General features: G+C 66.7%; 21 protein-coding genes. 10 read left to right on the top strand and 11 right to left on the bottom strand.

Annotated features, from left to right (window positions below):
• Complete coding sequence (locus tag J3E61_RS08880; protein WP_210083296.1) at window positions 1-918, top strand: CoA ester lyase; 918 nt, start codon at window positions 1-3, stop codon at window positions 916-918.
• Here J3E61_RS08880 and J3E61_RS08875 read toward each other — a convergent pair.
• Window positions 915-2369, bottom strand: coding sequence for a YdiU family protein (locus J3E61_RS08875; RefSeq protein WP_210083295.1), 1455 nt, complete (start codon window positions 2367-2369; stop codon window positions 915-917). The two genes, J3E61_RS08880 and J3E61_RS08875, sit on opposite strands and share 4 nt — an antisense overlap.
• Window positions 2370-2417: 48 nt before the next feature.
• The gene (locus J3E61_RS08870) at window positions 2418-2924 is read right to left on the bottom strand and encodes a hypothetical protein (protein ID WP_210083294.1); all 507 of its coding nucleotides are present in this window, start codon (window positions 2922-2924) and stop codon (window positions 2418-2420) included.
• 15 nt (window positions 2925-2939) lie between these two features.
• Between J3E61_RS08870 and J3E61_RS08865 the strand changes: the two genes are divergently transcribed.
• On the top strand, window positions 2940-3446 hold the full coding sequence (locus J3E61_RS08865) for a hypothetical protein (RefSeq protein ID WP_210083293.1): 507 nt from the start codon (window positions 2940-2942) through the stop codon (window positions 3444-3446).
• A 4-nt stretch (window positions 3447-3450) separates the two neighbouring features.
• Here J3E61_RS08865 and J3E61_RS08860 read toward each other — a convergent pair whose 3' ends face one another.
• Entirely contained in the window at window positions 3451-3663 is a 213-nt protein-coding gene (locus tag J3E61_RS08860) for a hypothetical protein (protein WP_192724846.1), read from the bottom strand.
• Between the two features lie 282 nt (window positions 3664-3945).
• On the opposite strand from J3E61_RS08860, the gene J3E61_RS08855 reads away from it, so the two are divergent.
• The 3 genes from J3E61_RS08855 to J3E61_RS08845 are packed head-to-tail and all read left to right on the top strand — an operon-like array spanning window position 3946 to window position 9295.
• Window positions 3946-4839, top strand: coding sequence for a hypothetical protein (locus tag J3E61_RS08855; protein ID WP_210085486.1), 894 nt, complete (start codon window positions 3946-3948; stop codon window positions 4837-4839).
• An 11-nt stretch (window positions 4840-4850) separates the two neighbouring features.
• Window positions 4851-8747: an ATP-dependent RNA helicase HrpA gene (hrpA, locus tag J3E61_RS08850; RefSeq protein WP_210083292.1), complete on the top strand. Its 3897-nt coding sequence runs from the start codon at window positions 4851-4853 to the stop codon at window positions 8745-8747.
• A 20-nt stretch (window positions 8748-8767) separates the two neighbouring features.
• A complete protein-coding gene (locus J3E61_RS08845; RefSeq protein WP_210083291.1) occupies window positions 8768-9295 on the top strand; it encodes an OsmC family protein in 528 nt (175 codons plus the stop codon).
• Here the strand turns inward: J3E61_RS08845 and J3E61_RS08840 are convergent.
• Window positions 9258-10520 (bottom strand): carboxylesterase family protein, encoded by a 1263-nt coding sequence (locus tag J3E61_RS08840; RefSeq protein ID WP_210083290.1) that lies wholly within the window; start codon window positions 10518-10520, stop codon window positions 9258-9260. The genes J3E61_RS08845 and J3E61_RS08840 overlap by 38 nt on opposite strands.
• Before the next feature lie 30 nt (window positions 10521-10550).
• Window positions 10551-12251 carry an MOSC domain-containing protein gene (locus tag J3E61_RS08835; RefSeq protein ID WP_210083289.1) on the bottom strand — a complete coding sequence of 567 codons (1701 nt, stop codon included), beginning with the start codon at window positions 12249-12251 and terminating at the stop codon, window positions 10551-10553.
• 171 nt (window positions 12252-12422) lie between these two features.
• Here J3E61_RS08835 and J3E61_RS08830 point away from each other — a divergent pair, with 171 nt between their 5' ends.
• Window positions 12423-12590 (top strand): hypothetical protein, encoded by a 168-nt coding sequence (locus J3E61_RS08830; RefSeq protein ID WP_192724841.1) that lies wholly within the window; start codon window positions 12423-12425, stop codon window positions 12588-12590.
• A 69-nt stretch (window positions 12591-12659) separates the two neighbouring features.
• Window positions 12660-13784: an FAD-dependent oxidoreductase gene (locus tag J3E61_RS08825; RefSeq protein ID WP_210083288.1), complete on the top strand. Its 1125-nt coding sequence runs from the start codon at window positions 12660-12662 to the stop codon at window positions 13782-13784.
• Here J3E61_RS08825 and J3E61_RS08820 read toward each other — a convergent pair.
• Window positions 13748-15364, bottom strand: a complete 1617-nt coding sequence (locus J3E61_RS08820) for a cytochrome bc complex cytochrome b subunit (RefSeq protein ID WP_210083287.1) — start codon at window positions 15362-15364, stop codon at window positions 13748-13750. The two genes, J3E61_RS08825 and J3E61_RS08820, sit on opposite strands and share 37 nt — an antisense overlap.
• A gap of 109 nt (window positions 15365-15473) precedes the next feature.
• Window positions 15474-15662 carry a long chain fatty acid-CoA synthetase Faa4p gene (locus tag J3E61_RS08815; RefSeq protein WP_192725255.1) on the bottom strand — a complete coding sequence of 63 codons (189 nt, stop codon included), beginning with the start codon at window positions 15660-15662 and terminating at the stop codon, window positions 15474-15476.
• Between the two features lie 267 nt (window positions 15663-15929).
• Between J3E61_RS08815 and J3E61_RS08810 the strand changes: the two genes are divergently transcribed.
• From J3E61_RS08810 to J3E61_RS08800, 3 genes are read left to right on the top strand one after another with little or no spacing between them, the layout of a single operon-like run.
• Window positions 15930-17138 carry a SpoIIE family protein phosphatase gene (locus J3E61_RS08810; RefSeq protein ID WP_192724838.1) on the top strand — a complete coding sequence of 403 codons (1209 nt, stop codon included), beginning with the start codon at window positions 15930-15932 and terminating at the stop codon, window positions 17136-17138.
• Complete coding sequence (locus J3E61_RS08805; protein WP_210083286.1) at window positions 17135-18709, top strand: CHASE3 domain-containing protein; 1575 nt, start codon at window positions 17135-17137, stop codon at window positions 18707-18709. Before J3E61_RS08810 ends, J3E61_RS08805 begins: the two co-directional genes overlap by 4 nt.
• Window positions 18706-19155 carry a response regulator gene (locus J3E61_RS08800; RefSeq protein WP_192724836.1) on the top strand — a complete coding sequence of 150 codons (450 nt, stop codon included), beginning with the start codon at window positions 18706-18708 and terminating at the stop codon, window positions 19153-19155. The genes J3E61_RS08805 and J3E61_RS08800 overlap by 4 nt, the downstream gene beginning before the upstream one ends.
• Here the strand turns inward: J3E61_RS08800 and J3E61_RS08795 are convergent.
• From J3E61_RS08795 to J3E61_RS08780, 4 genes are all read right to left on the bottom strand, one after another.
• Window positions 19152-19592 carry an ATP-binding protein gene (locus tag J3E61_RS08795; protein WP_210083285.1) on the bottom strand — a complete coding sequence of 147 codons (441 nt, stop codon included), beginning with the start codon at window positions 19590-19592 and terminating at the stop codon, window positions 19152-19154. The genes J3E61_RS08800 and J3E61_RS08795 overlap by 4 nt on opposite strands.
• Window positions 19593-19624: 32 nt before the next feature.
• The gene (locus J3E61_RS08790) at window positions 19625-19987 is read right to left on the bottom strand and encodes an STAS domain-containing protein (RefSeq protein WP_192724834.1); all 363 of its coding nucleotides are present in this window, start codon (window positions 19985-19987) and stop codon (window positions 19625-19627) included.
• An 85-nt stretch (window positions 19988-20072) separates the two neighbouring features.
• A complete protein-coding gene (lipE, locus tag J3E61_RS08785; protein WP_210083284.1) occupies window positions 20073-21320 on the bottom strand; it encodes a lipase LipE in 1248 nt (415 codons plus the stop codon).
• Window positions 21317-21802, bottom strand: coding sequence for an FABP family protein (locus J3E61_RS08780; protein ID WP_210083283.1), 486 nt, complete (start codon window positions 21800-21802; stop codon window positions 21317-21319). Before J3E61_RS08780 ends, lipE begins: the two co-directional genes overlap by 4 nt.
• Window positions 21803-21851 lie beyond the last annotated feature (49 nt).

Below are 21851 nucleotides of genomic sequence, written 5' to 3'. Positions count from 1 at the left end.
ATGTCTGAACAGGTCACCACCAACGCGCCCGATCCGGCCGACATCGGCTCGCGCATCGACCCGGTGCTCGCCAGGAGCTGGCTGCTGGTAAACGGCGCGCAGGCAGACCGGTTTCAGGCAGCGGCGCACTCACGCGCCGACATCGTCGTCCTCGACATCGAGGATGCGGTGGCTCCGAAGGACAAAACGGCCGCCCGCGACAACGTGGTGCAGTGGCTGGAAGCAGGCAACTCCGACTGGGTGCGCATCAACGGGTTCGGCACACCCTGGTGGGCCGACGACCTCAAGACCCTGGCCGGCACCTCCATCGGCGGTGTGATGCTGGCGATGGTCGAGTCCGTCGACCACGTCACCGAGACCGCCAAGCGGCTGCCGAACGTGCCGATCGTGGCGCTCGTGGAAACGGCGCGCGGGCTCGAACGCATCACCGAGATCGCGGCGGCCAAGGGCACCTTCCGGCTGGCGTTCGGCATCGGCGATTTCCGCCGTGACACCGGCTTCGGCGACGACCCCGCGACGCTGGCGTACACGCGCTCGCGGTTCACGATCGCCGCCAAGGCGGCCCATCTCCCGAGCGCGATCGACGGCCCGACCATCGGCTCGAATCCGCTCAAGCTGATCGAGGCAACCGCCGTGTCGGTGGAGTTCGGGATGACCGGCAAGATCTGCCTCAACCCGGATCAGTGTGCCGTCGTCAACGAGGGACTGTCCCCGTCACAGGAAGAAATCGCTTGGGCGAAAGAGTTTTTCGCCGAGTTCGAGCGCGACGGCGGTGAGATTCGCAACGGCTCGGACCTGCCGCGCATCGCGCGGGCCACCAAGATCCTCGAGCTCGCGCGCTCCTACGGCATCGAGGCGTCGCACTTCGAGGACGAACCCGTGCACATGCCCGCGCCGTCGGACACCTACCACTACTAGGTGCCGCAGAAGGTTCGGTAGGAGCCGAAGTCGTCGGGCGCGGGCTCGGCGTAGCGATCGAGCCCTTGCCGTTCGTCATACGGCGCGGTGACCGCTGTGAGTAGCCGCGACAGTGGATCGAGGTCGCCGTCGGTCGCCGCCGCCAGCGCTTCCTCGACCAAGTGGTTGCGCGGGATGTACACCGGGTTGACCCGATCCATCGCGTCGGCGTCCGGGCCCAGCGCCCGCCAGCGTGCCAGCCAACCGTCGAACCCGGCGAGGTCCACGAACAGCCCACGTACCGGCTCAGCCTCACCACGCGCCGCGCGGCCGAGGGCACGGTAGAACGACGTGTGGTCGACGCGGCTCTGCTCGAGATGCTCGAGCAGTTCGGTGATCAACGGCGTCACATCATCGGACTCGCCCAGGCCGAGTTTGGCGTGCATGCCGGTGGAGTATGCGGCGACGTACTCCCGGCTGAACCCGTCGAGTGACTCCTGGGCAAGGGTGAGCGCCTGGTCGGGATCGTCGGAGAACAGCGGCAGCAGGGTCTCGGCGAACCTGGCCAGGTTCCACGCGGCCACCGCCGGCTGTTGTCCGTATGCGTATCGGCCCCAGGAATCGATCGAGCTGAACACCGTCGCAGGGTCGTAGGCCTCCATGAACGCGCACGGGCCGTAGTCGATGGTCTCGCCGGAGATCGTCATGTTGTCGGTGTTCATCACCCCGTGCACGAACCCGACGAGCATCCACTGCGCCACCAGCGACGCCTGCGCGGCGACGACGGCCTCGAACAGCGCGCGGTAAGGGTTGTCCGCTGCAGCCGCGCCAGGGTGGTGGCGGACGATGGCGTGGTCGGCGAGCCGACGAACCAGGTCGGTGTCGCCCGCTGTTGCCGCGTACTGAAAACTGCCGACCCGCAGATGGCTGCTCGCGACCCGCGCGAGCACCGCGCCGGGCAACGGCGTCTCGCGGATCACGGTGCGACCCGTCGCCACGACAGCCAACGAGCGGGTGGTGGGGATGCCGAGCGCGTGCATCGCCTCGCTGATGACGTACTCGCGCAGCATCGGGCCGACCGCAGCAAGGCCGTCGCCGCCCCGGGCGAACGGCGTGCGCCCCGAGCCCTTGAGGTGCAGATCGCGGATGCCGCCTTCGGTGCCGGTGAGCTCACCGAGCAGCAGCGCCCGACCGTCACCGAGGCGTGGCACGAATCCGCCGAACTGGTGGCCCGCATAGGCCTGCGCGACGGGCGTGGCGCCGTCGGGCACCGCGGCGCCGACCAGGAAGCGCAGCCCGTCGGGACTCTGTAACCAGTCGGCGTCCAGCCCCAGGTCGGCGGCAAGTGGCGTGTTCAGCACCAACAGTCGCGGATCGGGCGGCGCATCGGCCTGCCACTGCACCGCCATCTCCGGCAGCGCGCGGACGAACCGGTCGTCCAGCACGACGGCGGCTTTCGGTGCAAGGCTCACTCGTCCAGGTTACGGATGCGCAGTCGTTGTGATGCAATGCGTTTCGGCCTAGCGGTGGGCCGACCCTGTCAGCGGTCCCCCGTTTGACGCCTGAAGCAGGCAGATCACGGTGCTCGGCAGCGGGTCGGCCGACGTCCGGTCCTGGTTGGAGTCGATCAGGTAGGTCATCGCGAACGGCCCGCCGCCGCTGTATTGCGTGAGTCCCGCATTGCACTGCCGATCGGCGACGTCGGCGACCGCGGCGTTGACCTCGACGTCGGTGCGCAGGTACACCTCGGCGGCATGCGGTATCGCGCAGTCGACGACCGACACCATCACAACGCCCGGGTCGACCGGCGGCGGATCGGCCAGACAATCGCCGACCTGCAGGTCGATCCACTTCTTGAGTTGCGGGCCCTCTGCGGCCACGGAGGTAGCCGTGGTTTCGGCAACAGAGCGCGTCGCCGCCGTGCTCGTGGTCGCCGGCGTGGTGCCGTTCGCACCGCACGCCGTCAGCATGATCAGCGCAGCCAGGCAGCCGGCCGCGGAACGCCAAGAATCTTCCAAGGCCCTCATCGGATGCTGCCAATTGTGCCTCATGCCACGCGGATCAAGGCTGCGACGTTCGTGGCCGCCGTCGTCGCGACGTGCGCCGCGTGCGCGTCGACGACGACCGCCTCAGCAGGACCGGCGTCGCCGTTCTCCGAACTTCCCGGCTTCACCGTCACGGAAATACGCCCGGCGGATGTCGACCCCACGGTCGCGAGTCAGGAGTTCGACGATCTAACGGCAGGCGTCGTGAGCCAGAACGGCGTCCCGGTGCTCAGAGTGCTTGCGGGCCTAGTCAAATCGGGCAATGGTGATGCGTACGTCCACAAGTATCTGGAGAACTTGTCAGCCAAGACGCGCGACGGCGTCGGCCTGCCAAGCGAATCCCAGCGGCTCGGCGAAGATGTGGTGACGCACTTCAATGTTCCGTTGACGGCCGAGGGTTATACCTACGCGCAGGGACCGACGGTCATGATCGCCTACGTCACCGCCGGGTCCCCGCCCGCGACCGTGGAAGACGGGCTGACGAAGGTACTCGCCAACCTCTAGCCGCTCAGTGCTGCGACCACACCCCGTAAGGGACGTAGGGGTCGACGCCGTATGGCGTGTACGGGTTCGCGCCACCGAAACTCGACTGCGGATACACGGGAGCGGGCTTCGGAACATTCGAGCCGCTGCCTGCATCCGATGCGGCCGGGCCTGCCAGTGCGATAGCCAGTGCCGCCAGCGCGGTCGAGACCCCGGTGGCAAAGGTGATCTTCTTCATGTGGGGCGCCTCCTTCGGCGGTCTTGGGGGATTGCCGTCGAATCGGCGTTTCCCGTCTGCTGGGTGAAACGCCCAGGTAGACGGCGGTCATCCCGTTGGCAGGATCTCTACCAGCCGTGGCAGGATCGCGACGGGGGAATCAATAGCTGCCACTCGCGTCGTGGGGGGCGAGCATCGGCTACCGGTCAGTCGCTAATCTCGATCGCAACAGTGAAATCTGGTCCTCCCCGGCGGTCATCGTCGTCTTCCGGTCGGAGCAGTCATGCAATGAGGAGCAACCTCTTGACCCTCAACACCGTCGCGTTCGAGTTGGTCCCGCCGAATGCCGACCTCGGTCCCGAGCAGGCCGTGGAGGAAGCGCGCAAGGTGCTGCGGTTTTCCAAGGAAACCGGCATCGACGGCCGCATCGGACACGTGATGATCCCGGGCATGATCGAAGAGGACGACGACCGTCCCGTCGAGATGAAGCCCCGCCTGGACGTGCTGGACTTCTGGAACCTCATCAAGGGTGAGTTGCCGGGGATGAAGGGGCTGTGCACGCAGGTCACCGCGTTCATGGACGAGGACTCGCTGCGTCACCGGCTGACCCATCTGCGCGACGCGGGCTTCGACGGCATCGCGTTCGTCGGCGTGCCGCGCACGATGAGCGACGGCGAGGGGTCCGGCGTCGCGCCCACCGATGCGCTGTCTCTCTACGACCAGCTCGTGCCCAACCGCGGCGCGATCCTGATCCCCACCCGTGAGGGAGAACACGGCCGGTTCAACTTCAAGTGCGGCCAGGGCGCGACGTATGGCATGACCCAGCTGCTGTACTCCGACGCGATCGTCGGGTTCCTGACCGAATTCGCGAAGACCACCGACCACCGCCCGGAGATCCTGCTGTCGTTCGGGTTCGTACCGAAGGTCGAGACGCGAATCGGGTTGATCAACTGGCTGATTCAAGATCCCGGCAATCCGGCAGTTGCCGACGAGCAGGCATTCGTCACGCAGCTGGCCGAGACCGACCCGGCGCAGAAACGCAAGCTGATGATCGACCTGTACAAGCGCGTCATCGACGGCGTCGCCGACCTCGGCTTCCCGCTGAGCATCCACCTCGAGGCGGCCTACGGCGCGTCGGCGCCCGCGTTCGAGACGTTCGCGGAGATGCTCGACTACTGGTCACCGGACAAGGGCTAGCCTGGCCGTCAGTGTCCGAGCCGTCTGTCTCCGAGCTACGAAAGCGCCTCGACGGCCTGACAATCCGCGACGCCGCCCGGCTCGGTCGTCGTCTGAAGAACATGCGGGGCCGGGTCGGCCCCGAGAAGCTGCAGCAGATCGTCGAGCAGTTCGCCGCAGCCGAGGCGTTTGTCGCCACCCGACTGGCGGCCGTTCCTGAGATCACCTACCCGGATCTGCCGGTGAGCGATCGGCGCGACGAGATCGCCGCGGCGATCGCCAACAACCAAGTGGTGGTCGTCGCAGGTGAGACCGGCTCGGGCAAGACGACTCAGCTGCCGAAGATCTGCCTGGAGTTGGGCCGTGGCATTCGCGGCACCATCGGGCACACGCAGCCGCGCCGGCTTGCCGCCCGCACCGTCGGCCAGCGCATCGCGGACGAACTCGGCACGCCGCTCGGCGACGCCGTCGGCTACACGGTCCGATTCACCGACCAGGCCAGCGACCGCACATTGGTGAAGCTCATGACCGACGGCATCCTGCTGGCGGAGATCCAGCGTGACCGGCGGCTGTTGCGCTACGACACACTGATTCTCGACGAGGCGCACGAGCGCAGCCTCAACATCGATTTCCTGCTCGGGTATCTACGCGAGCTGCTGCCGCGCAGGCCCGACCTCAAGGTGATCGTCACGTCGGCCACCATCGAACCAGAGCGGTTCGCGGCACACTTCGGTGAAGCGCCCATCGTCGAGGTGTCCGGCAGAACCTATCCAGTTGAAATCCGTTACCGCCCACTGGAAGTCGCCGTTCGGGCCGACGACAGCGACGAGGATCCCGACGATCCTGACCATGACGTGATTCGCACCGAGATGCGGGATCAGACCGAGGCGATCGTCGACGCCGTCAACGAGCTCGAGAAGGAGCCGCCCGGCGACGTGCTGGTGTTCCTGTCCGGCGAACGCGAAATCCGCGACACCGCAGACGCATTGCGAGATCTGAAGAACACCGAAGTGCTGCCGCTGTATGCCCGGTTACCGACGGCCGAGCAGCAGAAGGTTTTTGCGCCGCACACCGGCAGGCGCGTGGTGCTCGCGACCAACGTCGCCGAGACGTCGCTGACGGTGCCCGGCATCCGCTACGTCGTGGATCCCGGCACCGCGCGGATCTCGCGCTACAGCCGCAGGACGAAGGTGCAGCGGCTGCCGATCGAACCGATCTCGCAGGCGTCTGCCGCACAGCGGGCTGGGCGCTCGGGTCGCGTCGCGCCCGGTGTGTGCATCCGGCTGTACTCCGAAGAGGACTTCGCGTCACGGCCGCGGTTCACCGATCCCGAGATCCTGCGCACCAACCTTGCTGCGGTGATCCTGCAGATGGCCGCCTTGGGGCTGGGCGAGATCGAGAAGTTCGGTTTCCTCGATCCGCCGGATAAGCGCAGCATCCGCGACGGAGTGCTGCTGCTGCAGGAATTGGGTGCCTTCGACCGGGACGGGTCGATCACGGAGGTCGGGCGCAGGCTCGCGCGACTGCCGCTCGACCCGCGGATCGGCAGGATGATCCTGCAGGCCGACACCGAGGGCTGTGTGCGTGAGGTGCTGGTGCTGGCCGCGGCGCTGTCCATTCCGGACCCACGCGAGCGGCCTGCCGATCGCGAGGAGGCGGCGCGGCAGAAACACGCGCGGTTCGCCGACGAGCGCTCGGACTTCATCTCGTACCTGAACCTGTGGCGCTACCTGCGCGAGCAACGAAAAGAACGCTCCGGCAACGCATTTCGTCGGATGTGCGGCGAGGAGTTCCTGCACTACCTGCGCATCCGCGAGTGGCAGGATCTCACCGGGCAGCTGCGCAGCATCGCCCGTGACATCGGCATCCGGGAGTCGGACGAGGATGCCTCACCCGCCAGCATCCACGCTGCGCTGACCGCAGGGCTGCTTTCGCACCTCGGACTGAGGGAGGGCGATTCCCGCGAGTACACGGGCGCACGGAACACGCGATTCGTCCTCGCCCCCGGCTCGGTCCTCACCAAGCGTCCGCCACGCTGGGTCGTGGTCGCCGAACTCGTCGAAACCAGCAGGCTCTACGGCAGGATCGCGGCGCGCATCGAACCGGAAGGCATCGAACGCCTCGCCGAACATCTGGTGCAGCGCAGCTATAGCGAACCGCACTGGGACGCGCAGCGCGGCGCGGTGATGGCCTTCGAACGGGTGACGCTCTACGGGCTGCCGCTGGTGGCCCGCAGGCGGATCAATTACGCGCAGATCGAACCTGAGCTGGCCCGTGAGCTGTTCATCCGGCACGCGCTCGTCGAGGGCGACTGGCAGACCCGCCACCACTTCCTCCGCGACAACGCCCGGCTCCGTGAGCAATTGGAGGAGATCGAGGAACGCGCCCGCCGTCGCGACCTCATCGTCGGCGACGACGACATCTACGCCTTCTACGACGCCAGGATCCCGGCCGATGTTGTCTCCGCGCGGCACTTCGACGCGTGGTGGAAAAAGCAGCGGCACCGCACGCCGGCGCTGCTGACGTTCACTCGTGACGATCTGCTGCGCACCGAGGAGGCCGCCACCGATAGGCCGGACACCTGGCAGGCCGGTGACCTGACGCTTCCGGTGACCTATAAATTCGAGCCAGGCGCCGAAGATGACGGCATCACGGTGCATGTACCGGTCGAAGTGCTTGCGCGCCTTGGCGGCGAGGCGTTCGCATGGCATGTTCCCGCGCTGCGCGAAGAGCTCATCACCGCGCTGATTCGCTCGCTGCCAAAAGACCTGCGCCGCAACTTCGTTCCCGCCCCCGACACGGCGAGGGCGGTGCTGACCACGCTCGAGCCGGGCGACGAACCGCTGCTGCAGTCACTGCAGCGGGTTTTGCAGCGGCGCTCAGGTGTGCTGGTTCCCATCGACGCCTTCGACCTGGACAAGTTGCCGACGCACCTGCGGGTCACGTTCGCCGTCGAGTCTTCGGACGGCGCCGAGGTGGCGCGCGGCAAGGACCTGGCGGCGTTGCAGGACAGGCTGGCCGCTCCCGTGCGGCAAGCCGTCGCAGCAGCGGTCGCCGACGGACTCCAGCGACGTGGGCTGCACGGTTGGCCCGACGATCTCGACGAGTTGCCGCGCGCCGTCGAACGGGTCAGCGGTGGGCACACCGTGCGGGGTTTCCCGGCATTCGTCGATGCGGGCGGCGCGGTGGACGTGCGGGTGTTCGCCACGACGGCTGAGCAGGGCGCCGCGATGGCGTCCGGTGTTCGGCGCCTGCTGCGCCTTAACGCCGCGTCTCCTGTGAAAGCGATTGAACGGCAGTTGAATCCGCGTACCCGCCTGGTGCTCGGCGCGAATCCCGACGGTTCGTTGGCCGCGCTGCTGGAGGACTGCGCGGATGCCGCGGTGGCCGTGTTGGCTCCGACGCCGGTGTGGAGCCGTGCGGAGTTCGAAGCGGTGCGGGGTCGTGTGCGGGACGCGCTGACGGCGACGTCGCTCGACATCGTCGGGCGTGTGGAGAAGGTGCTCGCCGCCGTGCACGAGGTGGAGGTCGCGTTGCCGGCTCAGCCGTCCGCCGCGCAGGCCGACGCCGTCGCTGACATCCGGGCGCAACTCGATCGCTTGTTGCCAAAGGGGTTCGTCACCGCAACGGGCGCCGCGCGTCTCGGCGATCTCACCCGGTATCTCACCGCGATCGGCCGCCGACTCGAGCGGTTGCCGCGCGACGCCGCAGGCGACAGCGAGCGCATGCAGCGGGTGCACGCGGTAGAGGACGCGTATGACGAACTGCGGCAAGCGCTTTCGCCAGCGCGCGCCACCGCCGAGGATGTGCGCGACATCGGGTGGATGATCGAGGAGCTGCGAGTCAGCCTGTGGGCTCAACAGCTCGGCACCGCGCGGCCGGTCAGCGAGCAGCGGATATACCGGGCAATCGACGCCATCACACCTTGATCGACTGCCATGATGACCGAATGGACGCAGCCGCTCTCAGGGATTTGCAGGCGCCGCTCAAGCGGCGGTATCGGGACGACCCGGGCAGCTCACGCACTCCACTGACGGCCGAGGCCTTCTTCGAGACCGACGGCGTGACGGCGTTGGTTCAGACATGGTCAGGGCCTGCCCGCGCGGGCCTGCATCCGGCCACCGGCGGTGACGGCGAGGACGCCTGCTCCGGCGACATGTTGCTGCAGGCCCTGCTGGCCTGCGCAGGCGTCACGATGCGCAGCGTGGCCACCGCAATGGGTGTCGACATCAGCGGCGCCGAGCTGCGCGCTACCGGCATGTTCGACGCCCGCGGCACGCTCGGCATCGACCGTGAAGTACCGGTAGGCGTGCAGGACATAAGTATCGTCGCCGAGTTGCAGACCGATGCCGACGACTCGACCTTGGCCAAGCTTGCCGAGCTGACTGAGCGTTATTGCGTTGTGGGACAAAGCTTGGCGCGAATTCCGTCGATCCGTGTCACCCGAACCGGAGCGTCGACGAATCAAGCCCGCTGATTCCGTTGTGTGCGAAGCCGGTCCAGTTGCGGCGCATGGCCTTCGCGAGTAGTTCGTCGATAGGGCGGCCACCGAGCATCGGCGCATCGACCCATTGCGCCGGGTCGAACAACAGCGGTAGCTCGATGCAGTGACAGGCCCCCATCTCGGAGGGCGACCAGTCAACGCGGAACGTCGCACTGCGGCCGCCGTACTCATGCCACTGCCGGGCGAGTCGGCGCGCACTCCTACCGAACGCGCGCTGCGTCATCGCGGCCGCTGCCACCCGCTCGGCGATACGGCCAAGCGCGCCAAAGCGTTTCAGCCGTGCGACACGGGCATTCATCGCCGCGAACGGAGCGCCGTCGTTGCGGGTGTAGCCGACGAGCAGCTCGATGCGTTTCGCGGCGTCGGCCAACCGCTCGTCGACTTCGGACTCCGCGGGCAGCGGATCGAGCCCCATGATCGGGCCGAACGGCATGCCGCTGACCACTCCGAAGCGTGCGGCGGCCGCAGCGGCCGCGGTCTGGGCATCCAGCACTTCACCGGTGGTGACCGACTTCGCCGCCGTGCGCATCGCGGCCGTCATCGCGTCGCGGCCACTGCGGATCCCGAGCGGCGCGCTCTGCATGATCGCCCGGCGAAACAACCCAACCGCCTGCTCGCACAGCATCAGTGAGAACACCGAGTCGCCCCCGGCGGACTGGCCGAAGACGGTCACCCGGTCTGGGTCGCCGCCGAACGCGGCGATGTTGTCGTGCACCCATTGCAGCGCAAGGATCTGGTCGCGTAGCCCGAGATTGTCGACCCCACTCGGGCTGAGGTAGCCAAGTACGCCGAGCCGGTAGCTGACCCTGACCACGACGACGCGACCGGTGTTGGCGAGCTCGTCGGCGTCGTACTTCGGCGCCTCGCCCCCACCGGACACGTAGGCGCCGCCGTGCAGCCAGACCATGACGGGCACGGCGTCCGCATCGCTTGGCGCCGTCACCGACAGGACTTGGCAGTCTTCACTCATTGCGAGCCCGTCGACCACCGGACCGGTGACCCACTCCAACCGCGACGACAGCTGGGGGCACGCCGGACCCCGCGCGGTGGCGTCGAGGACATCGGACCACGGGGCAAGAGGCTGCGGCGCAGCGAAGCGGGCGGCCCGCGCGTATCGGATACCGCGCACGTGCAACAGCGCGCCGTCGTCCTCGGCCAGCAGGGGCCCGGCGGGCGGATCAAGGCGTCGGGACGGCACCTGATTCACCGTAGTCCCGTCGATTCTGGGTCAGAGATCGAGGACGAGATCGGTGTGCGGCGTGGCAGTGCACAACAGCACCGTGCCGTCGGTGGGCTCCTCCAACGGCGGCTCGAGATAGTCGGTCGTGCCCTCGATCACCGCGGTGGCACAGGTATGGCACACGCCGCTGCGGCAGGAATACCGGGTCGGCACATCGCAGGCCTCGGCGAATTCGAGCAGCGTGTGGAAGGCGGGCGACCAGTCGACGCTGAGTCCGCTTCGGGCGAAGGTGACTTGCGGTCCCGCGCCCGGTCGGCCGGCCGGTGGGTGTGGCCGGGGCGGGGCGACTGCGCCGACGACGCCGGGATTGATCGGCGGTAGCGCTCCGAACAGTTCGGTGTGAATATGCGTCGGGTCCAGTCCGGCCGAGGCGAGTGCGTCGCGGACGTCGGCCATGAACGCGGCGGGACCGCAGAGGTATGCCGTCGCGTCGGTCGGCAGACCCAGCGCGGCGATCGAGCGGCCGTCCAGGCGCGATGATGCGTCACCGTCGCGCGTGTAGAAGACGTGCTGGTGTGCGCCGGGCAAAGCGTCGAGCAGGCCGGCGATCTCGGCGGCGAACGCGTATGTCGCCGCGCTCTGTGTGGTGTGCAGCCACCAAACCTGGCGCTGCCGCTTCGCCGACGCCAATGCGTGTGCCATCGCCATCACGGGAGTGGCGCCGACGCCCGCCGACACCAGCACGACGGGGCCGTCCTCGTCGAGGAGATGGAAATCGCCTCGCGGCGCCGCACATTCGATGACCATCCCGGCCGCGGCATGGCTGTGCAGCCAGCGGCTGACCTGCCCGTGCTCCTCGCGCTTGACGCTGATGCGGTAGTGCCCGGCGCTCGGATCTCCCGAGAGCGAATAGCTGCGCATCGGCGGCGGGTCGCCCGCGGCGGGGATCTTCAGCGTGAGGTACTGGCCGGGCAGCGGCGCCGGAAGCGCGCCGCCATCGTCGGCCTCGAGTCGGATCGACAGCACTGTCGGGCTTTCCGCATGGGTGGCCGTCACGTGCAACGGCCGGAAGCCGACCCATCCCGCCTCGGTGGAGGCTTTCTCGGGCCCGACGAGCATGTCGCGGAACGACTGCTGCCACCCGGGACTCAGTGCGGGCATGTCGACGGCCTTGGACAGCAGCTCTGTGTTCCGGTCCGGCAGATACAACAGCGCGTCGACGTCGGCGACGCTGAGTTCGTGACGCCCCCGGCGGGTCAGCACGATATCGTCACCCGCACGCACGAGTCCCTCGGTGATGACCCGGAAATAGAAGCCCGGCCGATGTTGGGAGACAAGCAGATTGGGCATCTCGGGCACCCCGAGGCGCATGCCCACGCGGAAGCAGGTGACGCGCGGCTGGGTGACCTCGAACTCGGCGTCGCCGATCTGGTAGCGATCACCGATGCAGACGTCGCGATCGGCCAGGCCGCTGACGGTGAAGTTCTCCCCGAAGTTGCCCGGCACCAGATCGTCGCGGCCCAGGTAGTCGCGCCAGAAGTCATACGACTCGGTCTGGTACACCATGACCGCGCGCTGTTCGCCACCGTGCCCGCCGAGGTCACCCTGGCCGTCGCCGTCGATGTTGAGGCGGCGCACCATCACGGGGCCCTCGACCGGCGTTTTCCAGATGCCGGTGTGCACCGTCTTACCGTTCCACGGCACGTCTTTCGGCATGCCGACGTTGACGGACACCAGCCTGGGGGTCATGACGGACAACGTAGCCCCAAAACGTGAAGGTGCGGTGGCGACGATCGATTCCTGCCAACCGCCGGTCAATTACTGCCAACGGAATTAATACCCTGACCTCCTGGTTTAACCAGTCAGATCGGCCAATGAAGTTACAAGACCGGCCGACACGGACAAGAAGAAGGCATCAAAATGAAGAAGTTCGGATTCGCCACCATCGCCGCCAGTGGACTGGCCGCCGCGATTCTCGGCTTGGCCGGGCCGGCGCAGGCCGACTCGATCCACCACGACTGGATCTATGACATCCAGCCGTCGGTGAGCGTGCCGCACGTCGACACCAGCGTTCACCAGAGCCACTGACCAACCGAATCTCACTTGAAGAGGGGCACCCGGTAGCGGGTGCCCCTCTTCGTATGTCAGCGTGTCCCCATGGATTTGCGCCGCGTCGTGATTGCCGGTCTTGGCGACAGCGGTGTGCTCACCGCGATCCGGTTGGCCCGCCACGCCGAGGTGGTCGGAATCTCGGCCAAGCCCGCGTTGGTCAGCGGACAGGAGCTGGGCTGGCGGCTGTCGCGTCCGCATGAGTGGGCGCGCGCCAACTGGATTCCGTTCGACAAGTTCCGCGGGCTCGACAGGGTACGCACCGTGCACGGCACCCTGGGCGGGGTCGACCTCGCCGCGCAGAAAGTCCTTGTGCGCCATGACGACGGCTCGACGTCGTCCGAGCCATACGACGCACTGGTCATCTCGACGGGAGTCACCAACGGATTCTGGCGGCAGCCGAGCTTTCAATCGGCCGACGAGATCGGCGCCGACCTGCGCGCCGCCCACGATCAGTTGGCCGCAGCCGGTTCGGTGATCGTGGTGGGCGGCGGCGCGGCGGCCGTCAGCAGCGCAGCCAACGTCGCGAGGTCTTGGCGCGGAAAGCGGGTGGACCTGTACTTCCCCGGCGACCGCGCGTTGGTCGGCCATCACCCCCGGGCGTGGGCGCGCATCCAGGACCGGCTTCGCGAGGCAGGGGTGGTGCTCCACCCGGGGCATCGCGCCTTGATACCCGACGGATTCAACTGTGACCGGATCACCAGCGAGCCGGTCCGATGGAGCACCGGGCAGCCGGCGGCGTCGGCAGATGCCGTCCTGTGGGCGACGGGACGGGTACGGCCCAACACCGACTGGTTGCCTGCTGAGCTGCTCGACGAAAGCGGTTTCGTCCGAGTGACTCCCGAGCTGCGCGTACCCGGCCATCCCGGCGTGTTCGCCATCGGCGACGTGGCGGCGACGGATCCGCTGCGAAGCTCGGCGCGCAACAGGGCCGACGGCCTGCTGGCGCACAACATCCGCGCCGAGTTCGCGGGTCGACCGCTGCGCGCCTACCGCCCACCGAAACGACGGTGGGGTTCGGTGATCGGAATCCAACCCGACGGGCTGGAGGTCTTTGCGCCGAACGGTCGCGCCTTCACGTTCCCGGCGTGGTCGTTCGACCGGGTGCTGATGCCACTGTTCGTCCGGTGGGGCATCTACCGTGGGGTGCGCGAGAACCGCCCGCTGTCTTGATCCTGGTGTTCGCGTAATGCATAGAGCGCCTTGCGTTCTGACACGTGTGCCGCTTCCGTCAACGCCTCGTGTTCGGCGATCGGGTCGGCGGTCAGCAGCCCTCCGCTACCCGGTGCGCCCGCGTAGCCGAGCTTGTTCATCCGCTTCGGCACCGGCGCGCCCGCATATTCCAGCGGCACTGGCGCCAGCGGCTGGTGCACTTCGATGTAGGCGCCGTGCGGCAGCCGCTTGATGATCCCGGTCTCGATGCCGTGCTCGAGCACCGCCCGGTCGCCGCGCTGCAGAACGATGCACCACCGGTAGGTGACGTAGTAGACGATGGCGGGCAGTACCACCATGCCGATGCGCCCGATCCAGGTCGTCGCGTTCAGCGAGATGTGGAACGTCAGCGCGATGATGTCGTTCATCGCCGCCAGCGTCAGCACCAGGTAGAACGCGATCGCCATCGCACCAATTGCGGTGCGCACCGGCACATCTCGCGGCCGTTGCAGCAGATTGTGGTGCGACCTGTCGCCGGTGGCCCTCTTCTCCAGCCACGGATAGACGGTCAGTAGCACGAAGACCAGCCCCATGATCGCGGCGACCCACACGACAGCGGGGATGGTGTGGCCGAAAAGGTAGAACTCCCACGCGGGCCACAGCCTCATCAGTCCTTCCGGCCACATCATGTAGAAGTCGGGTTGGCTGCCCGCCGAGACCTGCGCCGGTTTGTAGGGGCCCAACTGCCAGATCGGGTTGATCTGCAGTAGTCCGCCCATCAGGCCGAGGATGCCGGTGACCATCGCGAAGAAGGCCCCGGACTTCACCGCGAAGACCGGCATGACGCGCACGCCGACGACGTTGCGCTCGGTGCGGCCGGGGCCGGGGAACTGGGTGTGCTTCTGAAACCACACCAGTGCCAGGTGAATACCGATGAGCGCCAAGATGATTCCCGGAATGATCAATACGTGCAGCGCGTACAGCCGCGGCAGCAGGACGTCACCGGGGAAGTCACCGCCGAACAGCGCCCAATGCAGCCAGGTGCCCACCACAGGCAGGCCCAGCGTGATGGACGACAGCGCAGCACGAAGCCCGATGCCGGACAGCAGATCGTCGGGCAGGGAGTAGCCGAAGTAACCCTCGAACATCGCCAGTATCAACAGCAGCGAGCCGATCACCCAGTTGGCTTCACGCGGTCGACGGAACGCCCCGGTGAAGAAGACCCGTGCGAGATGCACCATGATCGCGGCGGCGAACATCAAAGCCGCCCAATGGTGGACCTGCCGAACGAACAACCCGCCGCGGACTTCCAGGCTGATGTTCAGCGCCGACGCATACGCCCGCGACATCTCGACACCGCGCAGCGGCTGGTACACGCCGTTGTACGTGACCTCAGCCATCGACGGGTCGAAGAACAGCGTCAGGTAGACGCCGGTGATCAGTAGGACCACGAATGAATACAGCGCGATCTCGCCCAACAGGAACGACCAGTGGGTCGGGAACACCTTGTTGAGGCCGCGGCGGACCGCCGCAGACGGGTGATAGCGCGAATCGATCGCGTCGCCGTGGCGGACCACGCTGTCAGCCAGTTTCGGACTCATGAGCACCGCTCCCTGATACCGATGTAGTACTACTCAGCGTAGTACTACTTAGCGTCGGCGCATAGCGAAAAGGGCACCCGAATCGGGTGCCCTTTGTGTCTTGGTGCGGCTAGTCGCGAACGTCGACGGTGATGTAGCCGATCGGGATGCCGGTGCGCGCGGCGATGTACTTACGCGCAACGATCTCGACGGAGGCCCGCCTGGTCGCATGGGCCACGGCGTCGAGCTCAGGAATCCGGATGGCCCAGCCCGTGACTTCGGGGCTGACCTCGATTTCGAAGCACTGACCGGCGGTCAGACCCGGGACGATGCGGCGAATCGAGCGGCCGCTGCGGATAGGTTGTGCAGAGACGGTCCTTGCGGACAGCGTGGGCATGATCTCTCCTGGGCAACGGGGAACCGCGCGCAAGCGTACTGCTAAACGGCCATACCACCTAATCTGTCAGCGGGCCGACGTTCCCCAGGAATGTGCCCATGCAACGGACTCGGTATGGTCGTGACGTTGTCACTGAAGAAGGGTCAGCGCGGCCAGGGTGACGTTACGTATAAAAGGACGTGATGGCACATGCGCGCGCCGCATTACTCCCAGGACAACCCCGCTGTCGTTCGCGCGGCCGCGGGGCCGCGCCTGTCAGTGCTGCTGGTCGAGGACGATCGCGCCGATGCGTTGTTGGTCGAGGAGCTGATCGCCGACGCCGCAGTCGACATTGAATTCGCGTGGAAGGCCACGGTTTCTGAAGCCGAACGGGAGCTGGCACGCAACCGCCCAGATTGCGTGCTGCTGGACCTGAATCTGCCCGATGCCAACGGCATCGACGCGCTGCAGCGCATCTGCACTGTGGATCCGAACATCCCGATCGTGGTGTTGACGGGGTTGAACGACGAACATTTCGGGATCTCCGCGGTGGCGTCCGGCGCCCAGGATTACCTGGTCAAGGGTCGGGTGGAGCCTGAGACGCTCCGCCGTTCGCTGCTGTATGCGATCGAGCGGAAACGGGCCGAGTTGACGGCAGTCGAATTGCACGCCAGCCGCATTCGGGCAGGGGAGAATGCTCGACTCGAGCGTGGCCTGCAGCCGTCACCCCTTTTGCTGGACGACCCCGGCGTCGACATCATCACCCGCTACCGGGCGAGTCGGGCGTATGCGCTGTTAGGCGGCGACTTCTACGACGTGGTGCAGACACCCGACGGAACCGTGCACGTCATGGTCGGCGACGTGGCCGGGCACGGCCCGGACGAGGCCGCGCTCGGCGTGGCTTTGCGCATCGGTTGGCGGGCACTCACATTCGCCGGTCTGCGCGGCAACGAGCGCATGCACCAACTCGAGCGGGTCCTGCTCACGGAACGGCCGACGAAGGGAATCTTCGCGACTCTGCTGAGCCTCGCGTTCGCTCCAGACAGTCTGCGATTCAACGCGGTGCGCGCTGGGCATCCCGGCATGTTGATGCATGGGAACAACGATGTGCAATGGATCGAACCGGCCGCAGGCCCCGCGCTCGGGCTTGGCGCGCGTGAGTGGCCGGTCAACGAACTCGAACTGCCGGAAGGACACGGCTTGCTGCTGTTGACCGACGGTCTGTTCGAAGGCCACTCCGGACAGGGCAACGAACGCCTCGGCGAAGACGGCCTGCTCGAACTCGCGCGCTCTCTTGCCGCGCTGCCGGGCCGCGCCTTTGTGGACACGCTCATCGGTGAGGTGGAGGCGCGGGCGCGCACACACGGCGGGCACACCGACGACATCGCGGTCGTGCGTGTCGAGCGGACGCCACGATGACTTCGCCGGGGGGCACCCGCCGCCTGACCGTGCAGGGCTGGCAGAACGTCGTGCTGTCGGTGATGGGAGCGGTGGTGCTCGCCGCAGCGATCGCAGGCGGCATCCTGCTGACCCGGACCGACGACGTGTCCGACGAGTTGATCGACAACACGCAGCCGGCGCGGGTTGCCGCCTATCAGTTGCAGGCCGCGCTGCGGGATCAGGAGACGGCGCTTCGCGGCTACGCGATCGCGGCCGACCGGCAATTCCTCGAACCCTACTTCGACGGACAGCGTGCCGAGCGGTCAGCCGCTGACGACGTTCGCAGCCATCTCGGCTCTCATCGCGAAGCCGCCGATGACCTCGATGCCATCGAGCGAGCGGCTGCCGACTGGCGAACGAGTTACGCGGATCCTTTGATCGCGAGCATCACGCCCGGCAGGCCGACAGTGCTGGACAACGCGACCGCCGACCGCGGCAAGGTCGAATTCGACCGTCTGCGAGCACTATTCATCGCTCAGAACGAGCACCTCTCGGCGATCAGGCAAGCCGGTCTCGAGGAGCTCCACAACGTGCGCGCGTGGCGCAACACCGTGCTTGCCGGGCTGATCGTCACCTTTTTCGCGATGACGGTACTGCTTGCGGTGCTGATCAGAACCGCGGTCACCCGGCCGCTGGCCGCCCTTGCCACGGCCTGCAGGCGCATCACCGAAGGCAACTTCGGCGAGCGCATTGTGCCCCGTGGCCCCAAGGACATTCGATCCATCGCAACCGACGTCGAAGACATGCGACAGCGAATCGTCGAGGAACTGGAGTCGTCGCAGTCGGCACAGGCGGCCCTCGACGAGCAGGCTGTCGAGCTGCGCCGGTCGAACGCCGAACTCGAGCAGTTCGCCTATGTCGCATCGCACGATCTGCAGGAGCCGCTGCGCAAGGTCGCGTCGTTCTGCCAGCTGCTCGAGAAACGCTACGGCGACAAACTCGACGAGCGCGGCACCGAATACATCGCGTACGCAGTCGACGGTGCCAAACGGATGCAGGTGTTGATCAACGATCTGCTCACGTTCTCGCGAGTCGGACGGCTCAACGCCACGTCCACCCAGGTGGATCTGGACACCACGTTGGACGCCGCCCTCGGCAACCTGTCGACCGCGCTCGAGGAGTCGGGCGCGCAGATCACCAGGCCGCCAGGGGGACTACCCCAGGTCGACGGTGACCCCACCCTGTTGGTGATGGTGTGGCAGAACCTGATCAGCAACGCGGTGAAATTCCGGAGGGAGGGCACGGCCCCGAAGATCGTCATCGAGTGCGATCAACGTGTTCGCGACGACGACGCCGACTGGATTTTCACGGTGTCCGACAACGGGATCGGCATCCCGAGCGAGTTCGCCGACAAGGTCTTCGTGATCTTTCAGCGTCTGCACGGCCGGGACGCATACAGCGGCACAGGCATCGGGCTTGCGCTGTGCAAGAAAATCGTCGAACACCACGGCGGAAACATCTGGATCGACACCTCGAACACCGAGGGCACGCGTTTCCAATTCACCCTGCCCGTTCACGCAACGGCAATCCTCGAAGGAGCAACTGAATGACTTCAGAGACCGCCGACGGCCGCGCAATCGATGTGCTGTTGGTCGAAGACGATCCGGGTGACGAGCTGATCACCCGAGAAGCGTTCGAACACAACAAGATCAAGAACACTTTGCACGTCGCCCACGACGGTGAGGAGGGGCTGGACTTCCTCTACCGACGCGGTCCGTTCACCGATGCGCCGAGGCCGGATCTGATTCTGCTCGATCTGAATCTGCCGAAATACGACGGGCGCCAGCTGCTCGAGAAGATCAAGTCCGACCCGGAGCTGTGCCACATTCCCGTCGTCGTACTGACCACGTCGTCGGCGGAGGAGGACATCTTGCGTAGCTACAAACTGCACGCCAACGCCTACGTCACCAAGCCGGTCGACCTCGATCAGTTCATGAGCGCCGTGCGGCAGATCGACGAGTTCTTCGTTCAGGTGGTGCGCCTGCCCCAGTTCTAGTGCGGTGCGCTGACCTGGTCCCATTCCAGGCACACGCGGGTGCCTGTCGGCGACGAATCCAGGGTGGCCCGATCGGCGAGCGCCTGCATGAGCGGGATACCGCGTCCTCTTCTGATCTGGTTGGTGCCCGCATCAGACTCGCGCCACGCGCCCTGGTCGGTCACCGTGACGGTCAGCGTGGCCGCGGTGTCGTCGTAGTCGGCTTGCACCTGCATCACGCCGGGGCGGTCGGCCGTCGCATACGCGTACTCGGCCGCGTTGGCCAACGCCTCGTTGACCGCGAGCACCATGTCGCAGGCCTTCGTCGCATCGAGCGTGAAGTGCTCGTGCAACCAGTCCGAGAACTCGCGTCGGATGACCGCGGCGCTCTCCGGATCGGCGACGGCGTCCATCCGTGCGAACTGTGATCTGTTACAAAGCTTTTCCGAAGTTGACATCTCGGCTGCCGACTACCCCATATGCGCTCTTGTTAAGCCGCCAGAGCGGCAAGCGCTTCGTCGAGGGTGGCGTGCAGGCCGACGACGTCGGCGATCCCGACCAGTTTCAGCGGCCGGCTGGTCGCGGGTCCGTCGGCGACGACAGCGAACAGGATGTCGGCCGGTAGTTCTTCGCGGGCGGCCACCAGGGCACCCATGCCCGCCGAGGCGAGAAAGTCGACCGCGCCGAGGTCAACAACCACACCGCGCGGGGAGTCCTTGGCCGCGGTGGCTATCGCCTCTTCGAGTTGCGACGTGGTGAGCATGTCGACCACGCCGGCCACCGAGAGCACCTCGATTTCATCGACTCGGCGCCGCTTGATGGTGCACTGACTGGCCGCGGACTGGTTCGACACGTTTTACCTCCAACATGACTTAAACCGCTCGGGCCTGACGTGCTCGGTCCAGCGGCTAACACCCGGTTCCCGAATCGGCCCGGTCTCAAACATTCTTTTCCGTTCGTGGGATTTCCGCAGTGATGCGATCAAGTAATGCCGGGTAGCGGTTCGCCTCGCGATGCCTGCCCGGCTTGCCACTGCTGATCAGGCCCGCAGCCAGCCCGCGCTGGGGATCGGCCCACACGGCGATGTTGACCAGCCCGGTATGCCCGAAGGCGGCGGGCGCGTTGCGTCCGAACGGCCCGAATCGCTGGGAGCCCAGCATGTATCCGGTGCCCCACCGCAGCGGGAGCAGTCCCGTCGCCAGGTCGGGACGAAGCCTGCGGCACTCCTGGGTCGCGGCGCGAAGAGTCTCGGGCGTCATGATCCGCACGCCGTCGAGTTCGCCGCCGCGACGCAGGATCTCGGCGAAGCGAGACATCTCGTCGGCGGTGGACACCGTGTTTGACGACGGCACCACTCCGGTCAGGAATTGCGGCGTATTGGAATACGGGATGATCTGGTGCATCGTCCCGCCCACGGCGGTGCGAAACGCCGCAGCGATCGGCGCCGGCAGCGGTTTACCCGTCGGATAGCTGCGGGCGACCAGGGGGACGTCGGCCTCGGCTACGCCGTAGTTCGTCCAGCGGAAACCGAGCGGATCGAGGATCTCGGTGGCAAGCACCTCGCGGATGTTCTTACCGGTGGCGGCGGAGACGATCTCCCGCACCAGCGGGCCCCACGTCAGCGCGTGGTAGATGTGCACCAGTCCGGGCCGGTAGATCGGTTTCAGGTTGCCGAGCATCTCGCGGGCGTACTCGCTGTCGTCCATCCTCTTCAGGTCGGGCCGCGGCCCGGTGGCGAACGGCACGCCCGCGCTGTGCGTCATCACATGGCGGATCGTGGTGCGGTCCTTGCCGTGGCTGGTGTAGCTGGGCAGGTAGTCGCACACCCGGTCGTCGAGTGAGAACACGCCGCGTTCGACAAGCATGTGCACGACGGTCGTGGTGATCGCCTTGGCTGCGGAGTACACACAGAACGGGGTTTCCGTTGTGACAGCGACCTTTTCCGCGTCGGGCGGATCATCAGGTCCGTTGCCCCAGCCGTGTCCGATCGCCCGGTTCAGCACGACCTTGCCGTTGTGTCGCAGGCAGAGCTGAATTGCGGGATGCATGCCGGCCGCATACCAGTGCCGAGCGGCCTGCCAGATCCGCTCGACGGCCGCGGCATCGATCTCGGAGTGGTCTTCCTCGCCGATGGCCGTGACGGCGTCGAGGTCGGCGGGGACGCGGATCCGGCCGTCCAGCGTCATCCCCGCGCCCTGTGCAGTGTCGCGGCCAGATGATCTTGTAGCGGCTGGCCGACGGCGCCCATCCGAACCGTGTAGGTCAACTGGTCACTGTCGATGCGAATCGAACGGCTCAGCGCTGTGATCTCTTTCGCCGACGAGGTGCGGCCGATCGCGGTCGCGGTCAGCTCCAACTCCATGGTCGTTTCTGAGCTCGACAGAGTGCCCTCCTCGATCTCTGTGACGCCGGTCGGATGGGCCAGTACGAGCTCGACGCGATCCGGCGACGGCGCGCGCAGGTATCCGGTCTCCGCGTGTAAGGGACGACCGTCGTCGGTGGCCCTGGTCCGCTGCCGGTAGATCAGGAACGGCTTGCCGACGTGGTCGAAGGTCACTTCCTCGAGATAGCCGAACGATGCGATCGTCGGATACACGCCCTCGCCCCGACCGGACCAGGTGCCCAGTAGAGGCGCCAACACGGCGACGTCGGGATGCAGATCGACCACGTCGCCAGGGTACGGAATAGCGGGCATGCGATCGCCGGTTGCCGGTTGA

The sequence above is a fragment of the Mycobacterium sp. OAE908 genome (assembly GCF_017872775.1).
Lineage (GTDB): Bacteria > Actinomycetota > Actinomycetes > Mycobacteriales > Mycobacteriaceae > Mycobacterium.
This window is presented reverse-complemented; position numbering and strand designations above follow the sequence as displayed.

What these genes read in the sequence shown, in the direction of transcription:
- J3E61_RS08870 (WP_210083294.1), bottom strand. Translation starts at nt 2,924, where the DNA reads ATGAGGGCCTTGGAAGATTCTTGGCGTTCCGCGGCCGGCTGCCTGGCT.
- lipE (WP_210083284.1), bottom strand. Translation starts at nt 21,320, where the DNA reads ATGACGCTGGACGGCCGGATCCGCGTCCCCGCCGACCTCGACGCCGTC.
- J3E61_RS08825 (WP_210083288.1), top strand. Translation starts at nt 12,660, where the DNA reads ATGGATTTGCGCCGCGTCGTGATTGCCGGTCTTGGCGACAGCGGTGTG.
- J3E61_RS08830 (WP_192724841.1), top strand. Translation starts at nt 12,423, where the DNA reads ATGAAGAAGTTCGGATTCGCCACCATCGCCGCCAGTGGACTGGCCGCC.
- J3E61_RS08805 (WP_210083286.1), top strand. Translation starts at nt 17,135, where the DNA reads ATGACTTCGCCGGGGGGCACCCGCCGCCTGACCGTGCAGGGCTGGCAG.
- J3E61_RS08835 (WP_210083289.1), bottom strand. Translation starts at nt 12,251, where the DNA reads ATGACCCCCAGGCTGGTGTCCGTCAACGTCGGCATGCCGAAAGACGTG.
- J3E61_RS08820 (WP_210083287.1), bottom strand. Translation starts at nt 15,364, where the DNA reads ATGAGTCCGAAACTGGCTGACAGCGTGGTCCGCCACGGCGACGCGATC.
- J3E61_RS08810 (WP_192724838.1), top strand. Translation starts at nt 15,930, where the DNA reads ATGCGCGCGCCGCATTACTCCCAGGACAACCCCGCTGTCGTTCGCGCG.
- J3E61_RS08800 (WP_192724836.1), top strand. Translation starts at nt 18,706, where the DNA reads ATGACTTCAGAGACCGCCGACGGCCGCGCAATCGATGTGCTGTTGGTC.
- J3E61_RS08795 (WP_210083285.1), bottom strand. Translation starts at nt 19,592, where the DNA reads ATGTCAACTTCGGAAAAGCTTTGTAACAGATCACAGTTCGCACGGATG.
- J3E61_RS08860 (WP_192724846.1), bottom strand. Translation starts at nt 3,663, where the DNA reads ATGAAGAAGATCACCTTTGCCACCGGGGTCTCGACCGCGCTGGCGGCA.
- J3E61_RS08845 (WP_210083291.1), top strand. Translation starts at nt 8,768, where the DNA reads ATGGACGCAGCCGCTCTCAGGGATTTGCAGGCGCCGCTCAAGCGGCGG.
- J3E61_RS08880 (WP_210083296.1), top strand. Translation starts at nt 1, where the DNA reads ATGTCTGAACAGGTCACCACCAACGCGCCCGATCCGGCCGACATCGGC.